Source organism: Candidatus Obscuribacterales bacterium (genome assembly GCA_019744775.1).
In the GTDB taxonomy this organism is placed as follows: Bacteria; Cyanobacteriota; Vampirovibrionia; order Obscuribacterales; family Obscuribacteraceae; genus SBAT01.
Genome location: JAIETZ010000004.1, coordinates 526,559 through 541,706 on the forward strand (window position 1 = coordinate 526,559; position 15,148 = coordinate 541,706).

General features: G+C 46.5%; 16 protein-coding genes. 7 read left to right on the top strand and 9 right to left on the bottom strand.

Annotated elements, in window-relative coordinates; translation table 11 throughout:
* Window positions 1-89: 89 nt before the first annotated feature.
* The gene (locus K2Y22_11720) at window positions 90-1,649 is read right to left on the bottom strand and encodes a NuoM family protein (protein ID MBX9879117.1); all 1,560 of its coding nucleotides are present in this window, start codon (window positions 1,647-1,649) and stop codon (window positions 90-92) included.
* 203 nt (window positions 1,650-1,852) lie between these two features.
* On the opposite strand from K2Y22_11720, the gene nuoL reads away from it, so the two are divergent.
* The gene (gene nuoL / locus K2Y22_11725; protein MBX9879118.1) at window positions 1,853-3,841 is read left to right on the top strand and encodes an NADH-quinone oxidoreductase subunit L; all 1,989 of its coding nucleotides are present in this window, start codon (window positions 1,853-1,855) and stop codon (window positions 3,839-3,841) included.
* A gap of 3 nt (window positions 3,842-3,844) precedes the next feature.
* A complete protein-coding gene (locus tag K2Y22_11730; protein ID MBX9879119.1) occupies window positions 3,845-4,057 on the top strand; it encodes a hypothetical protein in 213 nt (70 codons plus the stop codon).
* Between the two features lie 5 nt (window positions 4,058-4,062).
* On the opposite strand, the gene K2Y22_11735 is transcribed toward K2Y22_11730, so the two are convergent.
* The 4 genes from K2Y22_11735 to K2Y22_11750 form a co-directional block, all read right to left on the bottom strand.
* Window positions 4,063-4,416 (bottom strand): type II toxin-antitoxin system PemK/MazF family toxin, encoded by a 354-nt coding sequence (locus K2Y22_11735; GenBank protein MBX9879120.1) that lies wholly within the window; start codon window positions 4,414-4,416, stop codon window positions 4,063-4,065.
* The gene (locus tag K2Y22_11740) at window positions 4,403-4,681 is read right to left on the bottom strand and encodes a hypothetical protein (protein ID MBX9879121.1); all 279 of its coding nucleotides are present in this window, start codon (window positions 4,679-4,681) and stop codon (window positions 4,403-4,405) included. Before K2Y22_11740 ends, K2Y22_11735 begins: the two co-directional genes overlap by 14 nt.
* A gap of 89 nt (window positions 4,682-4,770) precedes the next feature.
* Window positions 4,771-5,100, bottom strand: coding sequence for a type II toxin-antitoxin system PemK/MazF family toxin (locus tag K2Y22_11745; GenBank protein ID MBX9879122.1), 330 nt, complete (start codon window positions 5,098-5,100; stop codon window positions 4,771-4,773).
* Window positions 5,101-5,108: 8 nt separating this feature from the next.
* Window positions 5,109-5,399, bottom strand: a complete 291-nt coding sequence (locus tag K2Y22_11750) for a hypothetical protein (protein MBX9879123.1) — start codon at window positions 5,397-5,399, stop codon at window positions 5,109-5,111.
* Between the two features lie 265 nt (window positions 5,400-5,664).
* Here K2Y22_11750 and K2Y22_11755 point away from each other — a divergent pair, with 265 nt between their 5' ends.
* Together K2Y22_11755 and K2Y22_11760 are read left to right on the top strand one after the other, a co-directional pair.
* Entirely contained in the window at window positions 5,665-7,671 is a 2,007-nt protein-coding gene (locus K2Y22_11755) for a 2-oxoacid:acceptor oxidoreductase subunit alpha (GenBank protein ID MBX9879124.1), read from the top strand.
* A gap of 37 nt (window positions 7,672-7,708) precedes the next feature.
* Window positions 7,709-8,587, top strand: coding sequence for a hypothetical protein (locus K2Y22_11760; GenBank protein ID MBX9879125.1), 879 nt, complete (start codon window positions 7,709-7,711; stop codon window positions 8,585-8,587).
* A gap of 57 nt (window positions 8,588-8,644) precedes the next feature.
* Here K2Y22_11760 and K2Y22_11765 read toward each other — a convergent pair whose 3' ends face one another.
* On the bottom strand, window positions 8,645-9,142 hold the full coding sequence (locus K2Y22_11765) for a hypothetical protein (GenBank protein MBX9879126.1): 498 nt from the start codon (window positions 9,140-9,142) through the stop codon (window positions 8,645-8,647).
* Window positions 9,143-9,294: 152 nt separating this feature from the next.
* On the opposite strand from K2Y22_11765, the gene K2Y22_11770 reads away from it, so the two are divergent.
* The 3 genes from K2Y22_11770 to K2Y22_11780 all read left to right on the top strand — a co-directional run bounded on the left by K2Y22_11770 (window position 9,295) and on the right by K2Y22_11780 (window position 12,681).
* The gene (locus K2Y22_11770; protein MBX9879127.1) at window positions 9,295-10,851 is read left to right on the top strand and encodes a hypothetical protein; all 1,557 of its coding nucleotides are present in this window, start codon (window positions 9,295-9,297) and stop codon (window positions 10,849-10,851) included.
* A gap of 79 nt (window positions 10,852-10,930) precedes the next feature.
* Entirely contained in the window at window positions 10,931-12,100 is a 1,170-nt protein-coding gene (locus K2Y22_11775; GenBank protein MBX9879128.1) for a hypothetical protein, read from the top strand.
* Between the two features lie 20 nt (window positions 12,101-12,120).
* On the top strand, window positions 12,121-12,681 hold the full coding sequence (locus tag K2Y22_11780) for a tetratricopeptide repeat protein (GenBank protein ID MBX9879129.1): 561 nt from the start codon (window positions 12,121-12,123) through the stop codon (window positions 12,679-12,681).
* Between the two features lie 71 nt (window positions 12,682-12,752).
* Here K2Y22_11780 and K2Y22_11785 read toward each other — a convergent pair whose 3' ends face one another.
* From K2Y22_11785 to K2Y22_11795, 3 genes are all read right to left on the bottom strand, one after another.
* Entirely contained in the window at window positions 12,753-12,989 is a 237-nt protein-coding gene (locus K2Y22_11785) for a hypothetical protein (GenBank protein ID MBX9879130.1), read from the bottom strand.
* A 187-nt stretch (window positions 12,990-13,176) separates the two neighbouring features.
* Window positions 13,177-14,091, bottom strand: coding sequence for a cation diffusion facilitator family transporter (locus K2Y22_11790; GenBank protein MBX9879131.1), 915 nt, complete (start codon window positions 14,089-14,091; stop codon window positions 13,177-13,179).
* Window positions 14,092-14,095: 4 nt separating this feature from the next.
* Window positions 14,096-15,148, bottom strand: coding sequence for a tetratricopeptide repeat protein (locus K2Y22_11795; GenBank protein ID MBX9879132.1), 1,053 nt, complete (start codon window positions 15,146-15,148; stop codon window positions 14,096-14,098).

Consider the following 15,148-nt stretch of genomic DNA (forward strand, 5'->3'; position numbering starts at 1 on the left):
ATCAAACGTATGGTGGTCTTCCCACTTAAGGCATGTTATTTAACGAAAGGGCGCCAATCACATAGTTTCTGCGCGCCCCTACGAGAGTTTTACTGCACTACCTGATTGGTGCTCATGCTTACTTGACGAGCGGTAATGTCTTTCGCCATGCGGTCAGCAATTTGCTGGTAGGTATTGGTCATCATCATTGGGTAAATTCCCAATACGATGACGCAAACTGAGAGCACCGCACCGACAAATACTTCTTGCGGTCTGGCATCTGTTAAATGGTGAGCCCACTTAGGCATCTCCGGTCCGTAGAAAAGACGCTTCAATAGCCAGAGCATGTAGCCGGCGGAAAGAATTACGCCTGTTGCTGCAAAGATAATCCAGCCATGTACAACATCTGCATTAGCAGCAATGGCAGCCAACGGTGATGTGTATGAGCCGTAGAAGACTGTTGCTTCAGCAACGAATCCGGCAAGACCAGGCAAACCGATATTTGCTAAGGCAGCCAACATCCAGAAATAGAAGATGATTGGCATTTGAGCGGCCAAGCCGCCACCAATTTCTGAAAGCTTACGTGTATGGCAACGCTCATAGACACAGCCTACGAGGAAGAACAATAGTGCTGAAATAAATCCGTGGCTGACCATTTGGAAAATGGCACCACTTAGTGCGGCCGATGACAAACATGCCATGCCCATCAAAACAAATCCCATGTGGCTGACACTGGAATAAGCGATGATGCGCTTCATATCGTCTTGCACCAAACAAGCAATGGCCGCCCAAACAACGTTGAAGGCACCAAGTGCTAATAAGAAAACACCATAAGTAATGATTACATCCGGGAAGAAGCCCATGCAGATACGGACCAAACCGTAAGTACCCATTTTCAAAAGAAGTCCGGCCAGAATCATTGATATTGGAGTTGGAGCTTCAACGTGCGCATCCGGCAACCAAGTATGGAATGGGAAGGATGGCAGTTTGATAAGAAACGCCAGTAAGAATCCCAAGCAACCAAGTCCCTGGACTTGGGCAGTAAGAGCTGGGGCAATTTGAGCCAGCTTGACCATGTCGAATGTTTGGAATTCAGGTCCGCCTTGTCCGACACTGAAGTAAAGATATAGAAGTGATGCCAGCATAAAGATGCCGCCGGCAAACGTATAAATAAGGAACTTCATGGCTGCATAATCGCGACGTGGTCCGCCCCAGATAGCAATCAAGAAGTACATTGGAACCAATTCGAGTTCCCAGAGGACGAAGAATTGGAGCAAATCAAGAGAAATAAACACACCGACGATCGCTGTAGTGAGCAACATAAGCATGCTGTAATAAAGTCTTGGTCTGTGCTCAGCAATTGTGCCTGAAGCATAGATTGACATCAACGTGACAATTGAGGTCAATGCCACCAAGCAGAAGCTCATGCCATCGACACCGACGTGATATTCAACCGGAAACGGTGACGATATCCAGCTTATCTTTTCAACGAACTGCATGGCTCCGTCAGCCGGATTGAAGTTAAGTCCAAGTATTACCGTCACGGCAACCATTGCCCAACCAAGCGCTATTGCTATCTGGCGAGCAGACGATGCAGGTGCCCAGGCAATTGCGAAAGTGCCCAGCAGGGGTATCAAAATCAAAGCTGTCAATATGTGTTCAGGTGTCACGACTTAACTCCGGGAATAATTCCACTAATTTAGTACGAATAGTATTTCAAGAAAAACCGCTTTGCTTCTATGTTTTGAAGATATATTCAAGCGAAAAATATTTTTAGGTCGCTCGCAAGCCCCTCTCTGCAATACTGTTAGCTTGTGTATTTTAAATACGAACGTAGTTGGAGGTTCCCTTGTTTGACTTCAGCCCGAATGCAATCTTGAGCTCGGCACAATGGATTGTGCTGGTGCCATTTTTAGCAGCGACAATAATCATCCTCTTCGCTCGATTTAACAAGACACTGTCGATGGCGCTGTCCGTCGGTTCCGTTTTCTACGGTTTCATCCACTCACTTTTGATTTTGGATGTACTGAGAAAGCATCCGGAACTTGCGCCTTATCAAGTCAACTATGACTGGTTTGTGTCCTCTGCATTCAAGCTGTCTGTCGGCGTGCTTGTCGACAACTTGGCTGCCATCATGCTCATTGTTGTCTGTGCAGTTAGTTTGCTTGTGCAAATTTACACGCATGGATATATGCGTGAAGATCCCGGATACAGCCGCTTCTATTCCTACCTATCATTATTTACCGGCTCCATGCTTGGACTGGTTGTTTCCACCAACTTATTCCAGATGTATATGTTCTGGGAATTGGTCGGAGTTTGCTCTTACTTCCTCATCGGTTTCTGGTTCTACAAGCCAACAGCAGCAGCAGCTTGCTTGAAGGCATTTGTTGTAAACCGTATCGGTGACTTTGGATTCTTAGCGGGACTCTTGATGTTCTTCGCAGCAACATTTGGTTTCTGGAACGGACATTCAATACTTGCCTTTACCGATCCAAATGGAATTGATTTAACAGGAGCAATTAAGTGGGCAGCAGACAACGGTTCATTGACTGCAGCATCGCTCACAGTAATTTCCATTCTTGTATTTATGGGTCCAATGGCCAAATCAGCACAAGCACCATTACATGTATGGTTGCCTGATGCGATGGAAGGTCCTACACCAATTTCAGCACTTATTCACGCTGCCACAATGGTTGCCGCCGGTGTCTATCTTGTAGCCAGAGCCTATCCAATTTGGCTCACTCCGGATGGTTCAACACATTCAGCAGGACTTGCTGTTGTTGCCTGGGTAGGTGGACTAACAGCATTCATGGCTGCCACCATTGCTCTTACACAGTTTGATATCAAACGTGCTCTAGCCTGGTCGACAGTCAGTCAATTGGGTTACATGTTTGTCGGTCTTGGTTGTGGTGCTTATACAGCAGGTATGTTCCACCTCTTCAATCACGCCTTCTTCAAAGCCATGCTCTTCCTTTGCTCCGGTGCTGTAATTCACGGCTTATCCGGTGAACAAGACATGCGCAAAATGGGCGGACTATGGAAGAAGATGCCAATTACCGCATGGTGCTTCTTAATAGGTACTATTTCTATATCCGGTGTTCCAGGATTCTCCGGCTTCTTCTCCAAAGACGAAATTATTGCTTCGGCCAATCATTTCAACTTTGGTGCAATGGCAGGACTTCTTGGACCATTGATGACATTCACAGCATTTCTTACTGCCTTCTATATGTTCCGCATGTTCTTCATGACTTTCACCGGAAAATATCGTGGCGAAGCACATGCTCACGAATCACCTTTGGTTATGACCATGCCATTGATGGCGCTTGCTGTGCCTTCAATTGTTTCCGGTTATCTCGGTGTTAATCCGCAAGCCTTGTTGCAAGTGCTTGCATTCCAAACACCAACAGCATTCCCAAATGTGTTTACACAATTCCTGCACTTTGGTCATGTTGAATACGAAGCGTTGAATCCAACAGTGATGTTTGTTTCAACAACCGTTTCGCTTATTGGTATCGCTCTCGCCTTCAATTGCTATGTGCAAAAGTCCGGCGTCAACGAAAAGATTGCCAAGTTAAGTGGACCACTCTACGGCTTCTCTTTCAACAAGTGGTACTTTGACGAGCTTTACTTGGGCTTGGTCAATAAGGTCATATTGCCTCTGTACCGCGCCGTATGGTCCTTAGTCGACCAATTCATCATCGATAACCTGGTCAACCTCTCAAGCCTTCTTACAGTAGGCACCGGCGAAGCTCTACGCTACACGGAAAACGGCAAAGGTCAGTACTATGCAATGGTCATCTTTGCCTGCGTAGCCGGCTTCAGCCTGATATTCCTGCTCTATAGAACGTACGTAGGAGGTTAACCCATGGGACACGATCACGGACATGGCAGTCATGGGCACGGAGCTGCAGCTGCAGGCGTAATTCCAGAAGGAAGCTTGCAAGACAAAACGCTTACCTTAATCGCCTTCTTGGTAATGGTATTCATGACCATAGCCGGCACCCAATGGTCTCTTTCGATTGGCTGCGCGCCACCAGAAATGCCTGCCGAACACGAGTCTGAGCACCACGCCGAATAAATAATTTAGTGGTCAACAATTTCTTGGACAGAACGCACCACTTCCAGCAACTTGTGGGCAGTAACAGTACCCAGCTTGTTTGTAAAACGAGTGTGCGATACGGTTCGGACTTGGAAGGCCATGGAATAACTTGGTTTGGTCAAACCGCCTTCCGGAGGAAGAATTTCGACCATCGCCGGAGATAGTTTTCCTGACTTGGTATGCCAGGCAGTTCCCGTGAAAGGCACTATGATGCTCAATTCCATTTTGGTATTCATCAGATCGTTGCTGATCACGAGGCATGGACGAATTTTGGCCTGCTCGTGTCCCTGAGCAGGATTAAGATCTATCTCCCAAACTTCGCCTTTAAGAGGCATCATCCAACCCATCAGACAAAGCAGAATCCCAAGCTGTCTCATCAGCTTTGAATTCTGCAAATTGCTCGACATTACTGCGTGCTAGATCGAAGGATTCGCCTAAGTCTTCTAGATACTTTTGCCGTCGTCGCTCTTCGCACATCGTATGGATGACCTCGGCAGCGGTTAAACCAAACTTCCTGGCTTCTTCATTTATGAGCGCGATGTCCTGCTCAAAGGCCTTCACTGTCTTTTGCATTGTTTCTTTTGCTTTGGGCTCTAGAGTCATTACAGCCTCCCAACCCTCGGGCCTGTATACAGAATTGTATACCAATACGGACACGATGTCAACAGAATACTTGCGTACCTTTTGCCTTCTTACGAGCCAATTAGCCCGAGCAATGCAGCTAGCGCTACGTTTACTTTGCGCAACGTGGCAGCATCAATGCTTCCTAAGCGCTGACCTACCTTCTGGCGGGGAATGGTTTGAGGTTTATCCACCATTATTTGAGATACCTTACGCAATCCCGTTCGCTTGTCTGGTTGAACCGTAATGCGCAATAGCGGCGCATCATGGAGTTCGCTTGTTAGCAAAAGCACAGTAACTGAGGGCAGCTCGGTAAAAGCATCCGACTGTATTACTAAAGCAGGGCGCGGTTTTCCATAATCGCCAGACAATGCAACTGTAACCAAATCTCCACGTTTCATTCTCAGCCCTATTGCCAGTCTGCGCGCTGAGACAATTCGTCGAACTCCCTATCCAAGTGACGCAGAACTTCTGCCTCATCGCTATTAGAGGAGTTAGCAGCATTTGCAATAACTTTGGATTGCAGACGTGCTTGTCTGAGAAATTCATTTTGACGTTTTGAACTAACCAGCTCCCGTATAAACCCACGCAAAACTTCTCCAGCTGGCTTGTTCTGGGATTCCACCAATTTGACAAAGTCCGCCTTGAGGTCAGACTCAATTCGAAAGGTAAAAGTGTCCATCTTAGGGGTATTGCTCATTGGCTCAATCCAGTATGTTACATCTTGTAATTACATATTATAACACATCCAATGACAACGAGACAAAGGCTTCATGAAGGTTGCTCTACCTGTGAAAGCTCTATGTTTCCGTTTAGTTAACAAGAAAGCTAAGACAAAGCAAAATCTTAAGCCTTTAAGTCTATTAGCTGACAAGATATCTGGTCCCACTTGAAGCGGGTGTCGGCAGCCGGCCGAAACTCCGCTATTAAGCAGGGTTAAACACAATATCGAGGTTTCTAAATCAATGCATGAAGTTACCGTAGGGATCGCTGGTGCAGCCGGAGACGGTCTGGATAAGTCAGGCGATACGCTAGCTAAAACATGTGGCAGGCTAGGTCTTTTCGTCTACGCCTATAACAGCTATCAGTCCATTATTCGTGGTGGTCACATTTGGCTAAAAGTCCGTATCGGACAAGACAAAGTTCGCTCCCACGGCGACAAGTTGAACATATTGGTTGCCTTGAACCAGGACTCTATTGAGCGTCATTCCCGTGAGATTGACAATGACGGAGCCATTATCTTCAACGGCGACAGATTGAAGTGTGACCCTTCCATGGTCAAAGAAGGCGTTCAAATTCTTTCCATCCCGATGAGCCAAGTAACGGCCGATGTGGTCAAAGAATTTGGACCAATTCAACCAATCATGCAAAACACAGTCATGATCGGTGCCGTTCTTTATCTCGGTAATTTTGACTTCAGCGAAGCTGCCAGTGTTTTGACCGATACCTTCAAACACAAAGGCGAAAAGATAATCAACTTAAACGTTGGTCTTTTGAAGGCTGGTTATGAATACGCCAAGACCCACTTCAAGGCAGTTGCCGGCGAGTGGAAATTCAGCCGAATCAAGCGTCCATTCACCACAGGCAACGAAGTAATTGCATTAGCAGCAGCTGCTGCCGGTTGCAAATTCTATTCTGCATACCCAATGACACCAGCATCAACCATTCTTCACTGGATGGCTGATCATGCTCAGAAAGTGGGCATCGTCGTGAAGCAAGCAGAAGACGAATTGTCTGTTATTAACATGGCCATCGGTGCCGGACTAGCAGGCGCACGTTCAATGTGTGCAACTGCCGGTGGTGGTTTTGCCTTAATGACCGAAGCTGTCGGCATGGCAGGCATCATGGAATGTCCAGTTGTTTGCGTTGAAGTACAACGTGGTGGTCCTTCGACAGGTCTGCCAACAAAGACAGAACAAGCTGACTTGTTCCAAGTCTATGGCGCTTCGCAAGGTGAATTCCCACGCTTGATTGTGGCACCGCGTGACACAGCTGATGCTTATGGAACAACTGTTGAAGCTTTCCACATCGCTGACAAATATCAATTGCCGGCGCTCATCATGTCCGACTTGCTCTTGTCCGAGCACCCGGAAACAGTTGATAAAGAAGTGTTTGACTCAAACATCAAAATTGATCGCGGACAAGTTGTTAAGGAATGGAATCAGGACAATGGCAAATTCAAGAGATTTGCTTTGACCGAATCAGGTGTTTCACCAAGAGTAATTCCAGGAACAGCCAACACTTGTTTCGTTTCGGCAACAGACGAACACGACGAAGAATCTATTTTGATTTCAGACATGTTCACCGCAGCTCCAATACGTCGCAAGATGATGGAAAAGCGCGGTCGCAAAATAGAAAACATGCTCAAAGATCTTCCGGCGCCAAAGCTGGAAGGCCCAGCTGATGCTGACGTAACATTACTTACCTGGGGTTCAACCTGGGGTGTAGTTAAAGAAGCAATTGAGCTTTTAGCTGCCAAAGGCGTCAAAGCAAATCACTTGAACATCAAGTACATCTTCCCGTTCCACGCCAAAGAAGTAACTGAAATACTTTCAAAGGCGAAGAAGAAGATTTCAGTAGAAGTCAACTTCACCAGCCAATTGGCACGCTACGTGAGAAGCGAAACCGGCATTGCCATGGATGGTCATGTTAACCGCTATGACGGCGAACCAATGGAACCTGCATATGTGGTCGAACATGTTCAAAGAATTCTTTCCGGCAAAGAGTGGAATCTCGATGTGACCGAAGAGGAAGCACGTGAAATCGGCTATCACTACCTGCGTACGCACTATGCTGAAAAGCTGCGTCCAGGCAAGATAACCCGTGGCACAAGCAAAGGCATTTCAGAAGATGTCTGGAATGTAGAGCTTGTTGATAGAACCTCGGGCGAGAAACAAGCCGAAATGGTAATTGGCATAAGCACGGGTGCTACTTATTCGTATAAGTCGCTTGTACCGGCAGCCGCTAAATAATTCACGAGCCAACATAAACAAAGAGGACTAATAAGAAATGGCAACTGTTGTAGAACTACCAGTAGATTTGTTTAAAGGACCAGTCGATCCCGATTGGTGTCCAGGCTGCGGTGACTTCGGTGTTTTGAAGTCCGTACAGATGGCAGCGGCAGCAAATGGCGTCACGCCAGAAAACTTGCTTGTCGTATCCGGTATCGGCTGTTCGTCTAACCTGCCTGGATTTATCCACGCATACGGTATCCACAGCTTGCACGGACGCTCTGTTGCAGTAGCAACCGGCGCGCACCTGGCAAACACCGATCTCAAAGTGGTTATCACTGGTGGAGACGGTGATGGATATGGTATTGGTATTGGACACTTCATCCATGCTATGCGCCGCAACCTTGATGTCACCTATGTCGTAATGGACAACCAAATCTACGGCTTGACCACAGGTCAAACATCACCAACAACAACACTCGGTCACCGCACCAAGTCAACTCCAGGCGGCAACGTGGAAATTCCATTGAATCCGTTGGCATTGGCAATTACTTGCGGCGCAACTTATGTTGCACGAGGATTTTCCGGTGAGCAAAAGCAGTTAGCTGATCTCATCGCCGGCGGCATTGCCCACAAAGGCTTTGCTCTCATCGATGTCTTCAGCCCATGCGTCACTTACAACAAAGTGAACACCTATCCATGGTTCAAAGAGCGCGTCTATAAACTGGAAGATCAAAATTGGGATCCGACAGATGAGAAGAAATCACTCGATAAATCCTTCGAGTGGGGTGACAAGATTCCTTTAGGCGTTCTCTACAAAGCCGATCAACCAACCTATGAAGACTCCGAACCAATCTTCAAAAAGGGAGCGCTTGTTAAACAACCATTAGGCTTGGACAAGCAAATCTTCAACGAACTCATTGAAGAGATGATCTAGATTTGTCGAACTCAACAACTTGAACTCAGAAAGGGCGCATATACTGCGCCCTTTCTTTTAGACTGCTTTTTTGCGAATCGCTTTACTTTTGCTTTTTTCCAAACGCTTCTGAACTATGCGTTGAATGTCGTCACCCATGTCCTTTAGTGCTTCGTACAGAGTCATATCTTGCGCGTCAACAACAGTGCCACCCGATTGCGCTTGATAAAAAAACAGAAGAAAATCCAGCAACTCCCCCTGCGTACAAACAAGTTCCTTCGCTAGACTCTTCAACTGTTTCTTAGTCTTTACTTTCACATCTGCGTTAAAAGCGATTCTTCCTTTTGATGGTCTGCCTGGCTTGTCATAAATATGTTTCAACCGACCCTCTAGGTAAGATTCGTAAGCGGTATCAACATGACTTTCAAAATTGCTGTAGGCAGCTTGCCTAGTTTCACCAATACCAGCAGCAACTTCCAATAGTGGAGACTCAACAACGAAACAGTCATCGTCATTACTGAAATAACAAACGGCGGTATTCAAAATGGCTTTCTTATTCACCTTGCTTCCCATCATAATATTGTCTTGACAATATGTCAATTTCGTCTTGCCAGCGACCTTAGCTGTCTGGCGGCAACGCAAATGAATTTGAGCGACTTTGGGAATTCCCCCATTGAGGACGGAGATTAAATTAAATATTCTGGCGGCACACTAGGGAGGGACTTTGCGTGTCTAGCCATAAAGAGACAGAGAGCAGTAAAGAGACTCTGCTTCAAGAGTTGACTTCTCTGCCTGGCGACTTCGTCCAGGCTGCCGTCAGCGCTGCCTATTGGAACCCCGTCAGAGGTGTCACGCAGCTAAAAGACCGCATTTACCACCCAATCAGGCCAGGCAGCCTAGAAGACGTTCAGTCCGAGCATAGGCCATCGGCATTCGGCAGTTTGCGTTGGCACGCTGAGCAGCTGGGCGGCGCAGTCGGTACAATGCTTCCCTACTGCATATTGAACAAAGCAGTTGGACTCGTCGGAGTAGCAAAAATCCTTACGCCTTTCGCCACAGGCGCTCTTATGGAAGGAGTTTTCAGACCAATTGAGAGAACCGAAGGTGATTTCAACAAGGCGCGCATTGTGAACGCTCTTACCGGCATGGCAACTTTCGGTACACTTGGACACTTGCCCGGCTATTTGAAATCACGAGATGTTATGCGTTTTCAAATTGATCAGCCTTGGCTCATAAATTCATTTACCAGTGATCTCAAACGTCATCTTGTATCCGGCGTTGCAGCGGGAGTAGTTGATACTGAATCCAGATCACTTTTTTCAGGCAAAGGATTGAATACAAACGCCGAAGAAATTATTCAATCAGTCTATTCCTACGGTGCGCTTGGCGGACTGATGTGCAGTGCAAGCGAAGTTGGACCATATCTAAGCAAAGGCCGCACAATAAACGACATAGTGCAAACAAGTCCTTATTTGAGCGAACGAGCAAAATTAGATCCTGTAGCCAAAGAATTAATTGTCGAGTATGGCGAACAACGAGTTAGAGCAAAAAATAGATCTGCAGCGCGCGATATCTACGATCTCTTTGCTCACGCAAACGTAGCTGAGGCAATGGAATTAAAAAACAATTCGATGAACGGGACAATTTCTTTCACTGAAAAGCAGTCACATCCGGTAGAAGAACTTCTACGTACTAACCTGCCGATTGAGAAATTCCCTTTTTATTCATACCACCCGACAAGTGCCTATGCCGAAGCTTTCAAAAACTCGTCTAAAGAAGCAACTGGTTTTCTTGGTGTCGGCTTTGACTCGGTTGTAATCAAGCTAAAAGATGGTGGAGCGCTAAAAATCAGCTCGCAATTGCGAGATGCTGAAATGGGCCAAAGAATTTTTGATATGCCGATTCTAGAAGAAGGACTATTCGATACAAAGAAAATTGCCGATGCAATATTGGAAAACCCGCAAGCTTCCGAATGGCAGAAGATTCAATTACGCTTACTGCATGAGCCCAAACGTGGTGTCAACTATATTGTGCAACCAGAGGCAATGACAAAGATTCCCATTAAACTGATTCAACGATTCCGTGAGCATATGCCCAAAATCGGCTATGAGTTTTGGGACTGGCAGCATGACCAATTAGGTTATTACGATGGGCGGATTGTATTGCTTGATTATTTTGCCGTCAAATCGGCAGAGGTGTTAAAAGCCGAACGGGATAAAAAGGCTAGGGAAGACAACCAACGACCAATTGCCACACGTCTCGAGGAAATTGTGGAGAAGTTATAGGATGAACTCCAGTTTCTTTAAAACAAGTCCTGAGTTATACTCCTTTCACCAACTCTGAACATCTAGATCGAAGGACTTCTTGGCCAAAGCATTATCAGCTGCATTGACAGCGATGCTTGTGGTTGCCACCATCCCAGGTGGCACAGGGCAAGCCTGGGCAAAAGCGAAAGCAGAGCCTATTAGACACTTGGTCACCCTGCCGCTTCCACCTGAACATCCGGAATTGGATGTGCCACCAGCCCTAATTGAGCAGGAAAATAAAATCAAAGCCTCAGGCTTGATGCTGAAAGGCGGCGTCACTTTGGTTGTTCCAAAAGGAACACCAATCAAGCTCAAGTTAGCAACCGTCCCGACAACCGGACTCAAGATGATGGACAGGGATGAAGATGGAAATTTGCCGCCTGCCCAATTAGGACAACAGATCACAGCGAAAACAACCGAAGACTTGTTTGTTGCTGATAACAAAGTTTTGCCGGCAGGCACTATTTTCCGCGGCGAAGTCTCAAGAATCTATGAACCGAAGCGCGTTGGCAGACCAGGCGCACTGGCACTGTCGTTTAACGAATTCCAAACACCGGACGGTCGCAAGTTTGCATTCCACTGCGAAGCCGATAATCGAATTGAATCAACCTGGAAAACAAAAGGAAAAGGACTAGGACAGATAGCTGCGCACATGGCAGGTGGTGCAGCTACTGGTGCTCTAATTGCTTATCAATTGTTCGGCATGGAACAAACAATTGCCATGCACGGCTACAACATTGCCGGCGGTGCTGCTGCTGGTGCTTTAGGAGGCATGGCTGTAGCGCTTTTGCGCAAAGGACACGTTGCTGTTCTGGAGCCTGGTGATGACCTCAACATGTCTATCGATAGCGATCTGTTGCTGACAGCAGCGGTAGACAAAAAGGTCAGGAAAGATCCTAAGCTTGAAGGATTGGACATCGAGGTCTTGACTGCGAAAGTTATCAAAGACGGCTTAGATGGCCACTGTTTGAGAGTTGATGCTTACATCACAAACAATACAAAGTACCGCTTAAGCTCCTTGGATCTCTTCTTGGAAGACGACAACGGTGGACGCTATCCTGTCTGCACAAGTATGGAATGGGACGCAGAAATTTTGTTTAGAGTCGAGCCTTACTCAAGCAAACATGTTCTTTTTAACTTCCAGGTCGAATTTCCAAAGTTGAAGCGCAAGCTCGTCTGGCTTGAGCATGCCTCCCAAACTGTTTTGACAAAACAACCGTTACCCTAATTGACCAGAAAGGAAAAGTCTTGAAAAAGTCATTTCTTCTGCCGGTGCTTCTTGTGCCAATCATTGCGCGGATGACCATGCCTGCAGGGGCAGTTCCTCCTTCAATATTGCCAAAACTGCCTGAATCGTCCACTCCAGCACAAGAGTCAGTTAAGGTTAACGAGCATACTATTGAGCTTAAAGGCGCCAGCGCCAATAAGGTCAAAGCAGTCGAATTATTAAACGAAGCGACGACCCATGCCGAGGCAGGCGAATTTTCCGACGCTGCCAGAAATCTCGAAGATGCCGTTCTCTATTTAAACGACTCAGATGCCAAACTAGCAGCCGCCCTGCACATGAATTTGGGCAGCTGCTACGACCATTTGGGCAAACTTAATGAGGCTATAGGCGAATATGAAAAGGCAGCCAAATTAGATCCAGGCGAATTGGAAATCCTCTATAACGAAGGCTTGGTCTATGAAAAGCTCAAGCGCTATGACGATGCTGTCTCCTGCCTAAAGCGATATGTAGCCAAACAACCAGACGCCAAATTGCAGCATGAAGGCGTTGCCACCCTCGAGAGAATTGAAGCTCTAAAGTAGCCTGAAAAGCCAGAAAACCCCCCGTAAACGGGAGGCTCTCTGACAGGAGGAAGGCGGGAGGAAAACTTTAGTTAGGCTGCCTGCAACTGCACGTCATAAGCCAGACGCACAATTTCATATTCAACGCGAACCGACACTGTATTTACTGTGCCGAATTCGAGACGTACCCGCCCCAGATTGCCGGTCGAATAGTCCTGCCAGTGTCTTGGCACGGATACAACGACGTTCTCTGGACCCCACTCTTCAACAAATGCTTTTAATACCTGGCAAAGCTTCTCTTCGTCTTGTGGATTTTTAAAAATGCTCATGATACCTACTCCTGGGAACCTTCATCCTGTAAGCGTTTCAGCCGCTTTTGATGACACAAGCTTAAGGAAAAACGAACCTAATGACAATTGGTGGTTTTCCCATCTCATTCGTAGAAATGCGAAAGCGAATGGCAAAGCAAAACAGGGGTGCATTTTATGCCCCACGCTCGTTTGCCAACTTACCTATTTAGGCGCAGGTATCCGTGCCCTTGCACTCAGTCTCTTCAACTTGAAAGGTTGTGTGGTTAATGCCGAATTCGTCTTGCGCTATGCGGGTAATTGAGGACAACACATTTTCTGCCGGCACTTCCCTATTTATGGTGACGTGACCGGACATGGCATCGCGTCCTGAGGTAATTGTCCAAACATGGATGTCGTGCATTTCCACAACTCCAGGAACAGCCAGCATGGCATTTCTCAGTTTGACTAAATCAATGTGTCCTGGTGTGCCTTCCATCAAAACATTGGTGCACTCTTTTAAAAGGTTCCATGTTCGAGGCAAAATCATAAGACCGATCAATCCGGAAATGATTGGATCAGCCATGTACCAACCTGTCGCAAGCATAATGACAGCGGCAACAATGACACCAACCGTAGCAAGCAAATCCGACATCACTTCCAGATAAGCGGCCTTCATATTGACTGATTCTTTAGACACACCATGCAAAAGTTTGAAAGCTACAAGATTTACAAGCAAACCCATTACTGCAACAACCAGCATTGGCAGTGACTTCACCTCAGGTGGATCACTCAAACGCTGATATGACTCAAAGAGAATAAAAACCGACAGTCCAACGAGCAATACGCCATTTATCAAACCAGCCAAAATTTCTGATCGATAATAGCCGTATGTCTTCAATGGATTTGGTGGGCGAGAGCCAAACCAAATTGCCACCAATGCCAATATCAAAGACCCAACATCAGATAACATGTGACCGGCATCAGCTAATAAGCCCAAGCTTTTCGTATAGTAAGCGCCCACTATTTCCGCAAGCATATAAGCGGCAGTCACATACAATACAATCAAAAGGCGGGACTTGCTCTCTTGCCTGAAGCTTCCGTGCCCGTGCGTATGGCTGTGGTGATTGTGGCTTGTGCTCATTTACCTATTTACTTAGAGTTTCGAGATTTGGCTCAGAATACAATCTTACGATAATTTCCGCATCACGCTTAGACGGCATCAACCATTTGTCTTCAATTGGCAGGGAATAAAACATCACGTCGGAAGGGTCAGGACTATGTCCCCTCAGTCCTAATATATGCCCGACTTCGTGCAAGCAAGCTTTTCTAAGCTGATTAGCGCTCACTGTCTGCGTCCGATCCATAAGCACAGTCAACAGTTTAATCGTACCTTTCAGCAGACAATGCTGACGATAGGAAAAGTCGGCAAAACCGGCCTCTGCCGGATTGGGCAACTCTTTTGGATCTGCAGTCCAAACAACCTTAATATCAGCATTGTGAGGGTCTGATACAAATGTAATTCTTATGCGTCCCTGCGCTGCATTCACCCAGTCGATAAAACTGTTTCTGGCAATATCGATAAACTCCGGGCGAAAATTAGGAACACCTTGCCCATCAGTAATAAAGATACGCACAGGCAAAGAATTCGAACACCAGCGCACCGGATTCTCGGTTGTTACTTGCCTGAAATACGTATCTGCCTCTGAAAGTCCGCCGGCAGACTTTTGCCGATCTGCTTCTTCTTTCAATTTACTAATTAGTCCTTTTACTTCAGCCTTGTCGGGAAAATCCGGAAATCGTTTCAAAGTCTCCTTATAAGTTTCCAGAGCTTCTTGAAGCCTGCCACTTGTTTGATAAGCACCACCGAGGGTAAGTAAGCTCATTGCCGACTGTGGATTCAATTCGACAGCCTTTTTCAACTCATCAATTGCCTCTTGCGTATGGCCAACTTTAGAATAGGCTAGACCTAGATTGTGATGAGCTTGCGACAACTGCGGATCAAACGAAAGCGCCTCTTTAAGTACAGCAATAGCCTTCTCATTTTCATTGGCTCGCATGAGGCTCATAGCCTCTGTGTTGAGATTGCTTGCTTTGTATTGTGCTTCTGTTATTGGCTTGCCATCACGAAAATAGCTTTGGGCAAATGCCGCACTGCTGAAAAGCAGTATGGCAAAAACTCCAAGAACCAAATTCTTCAT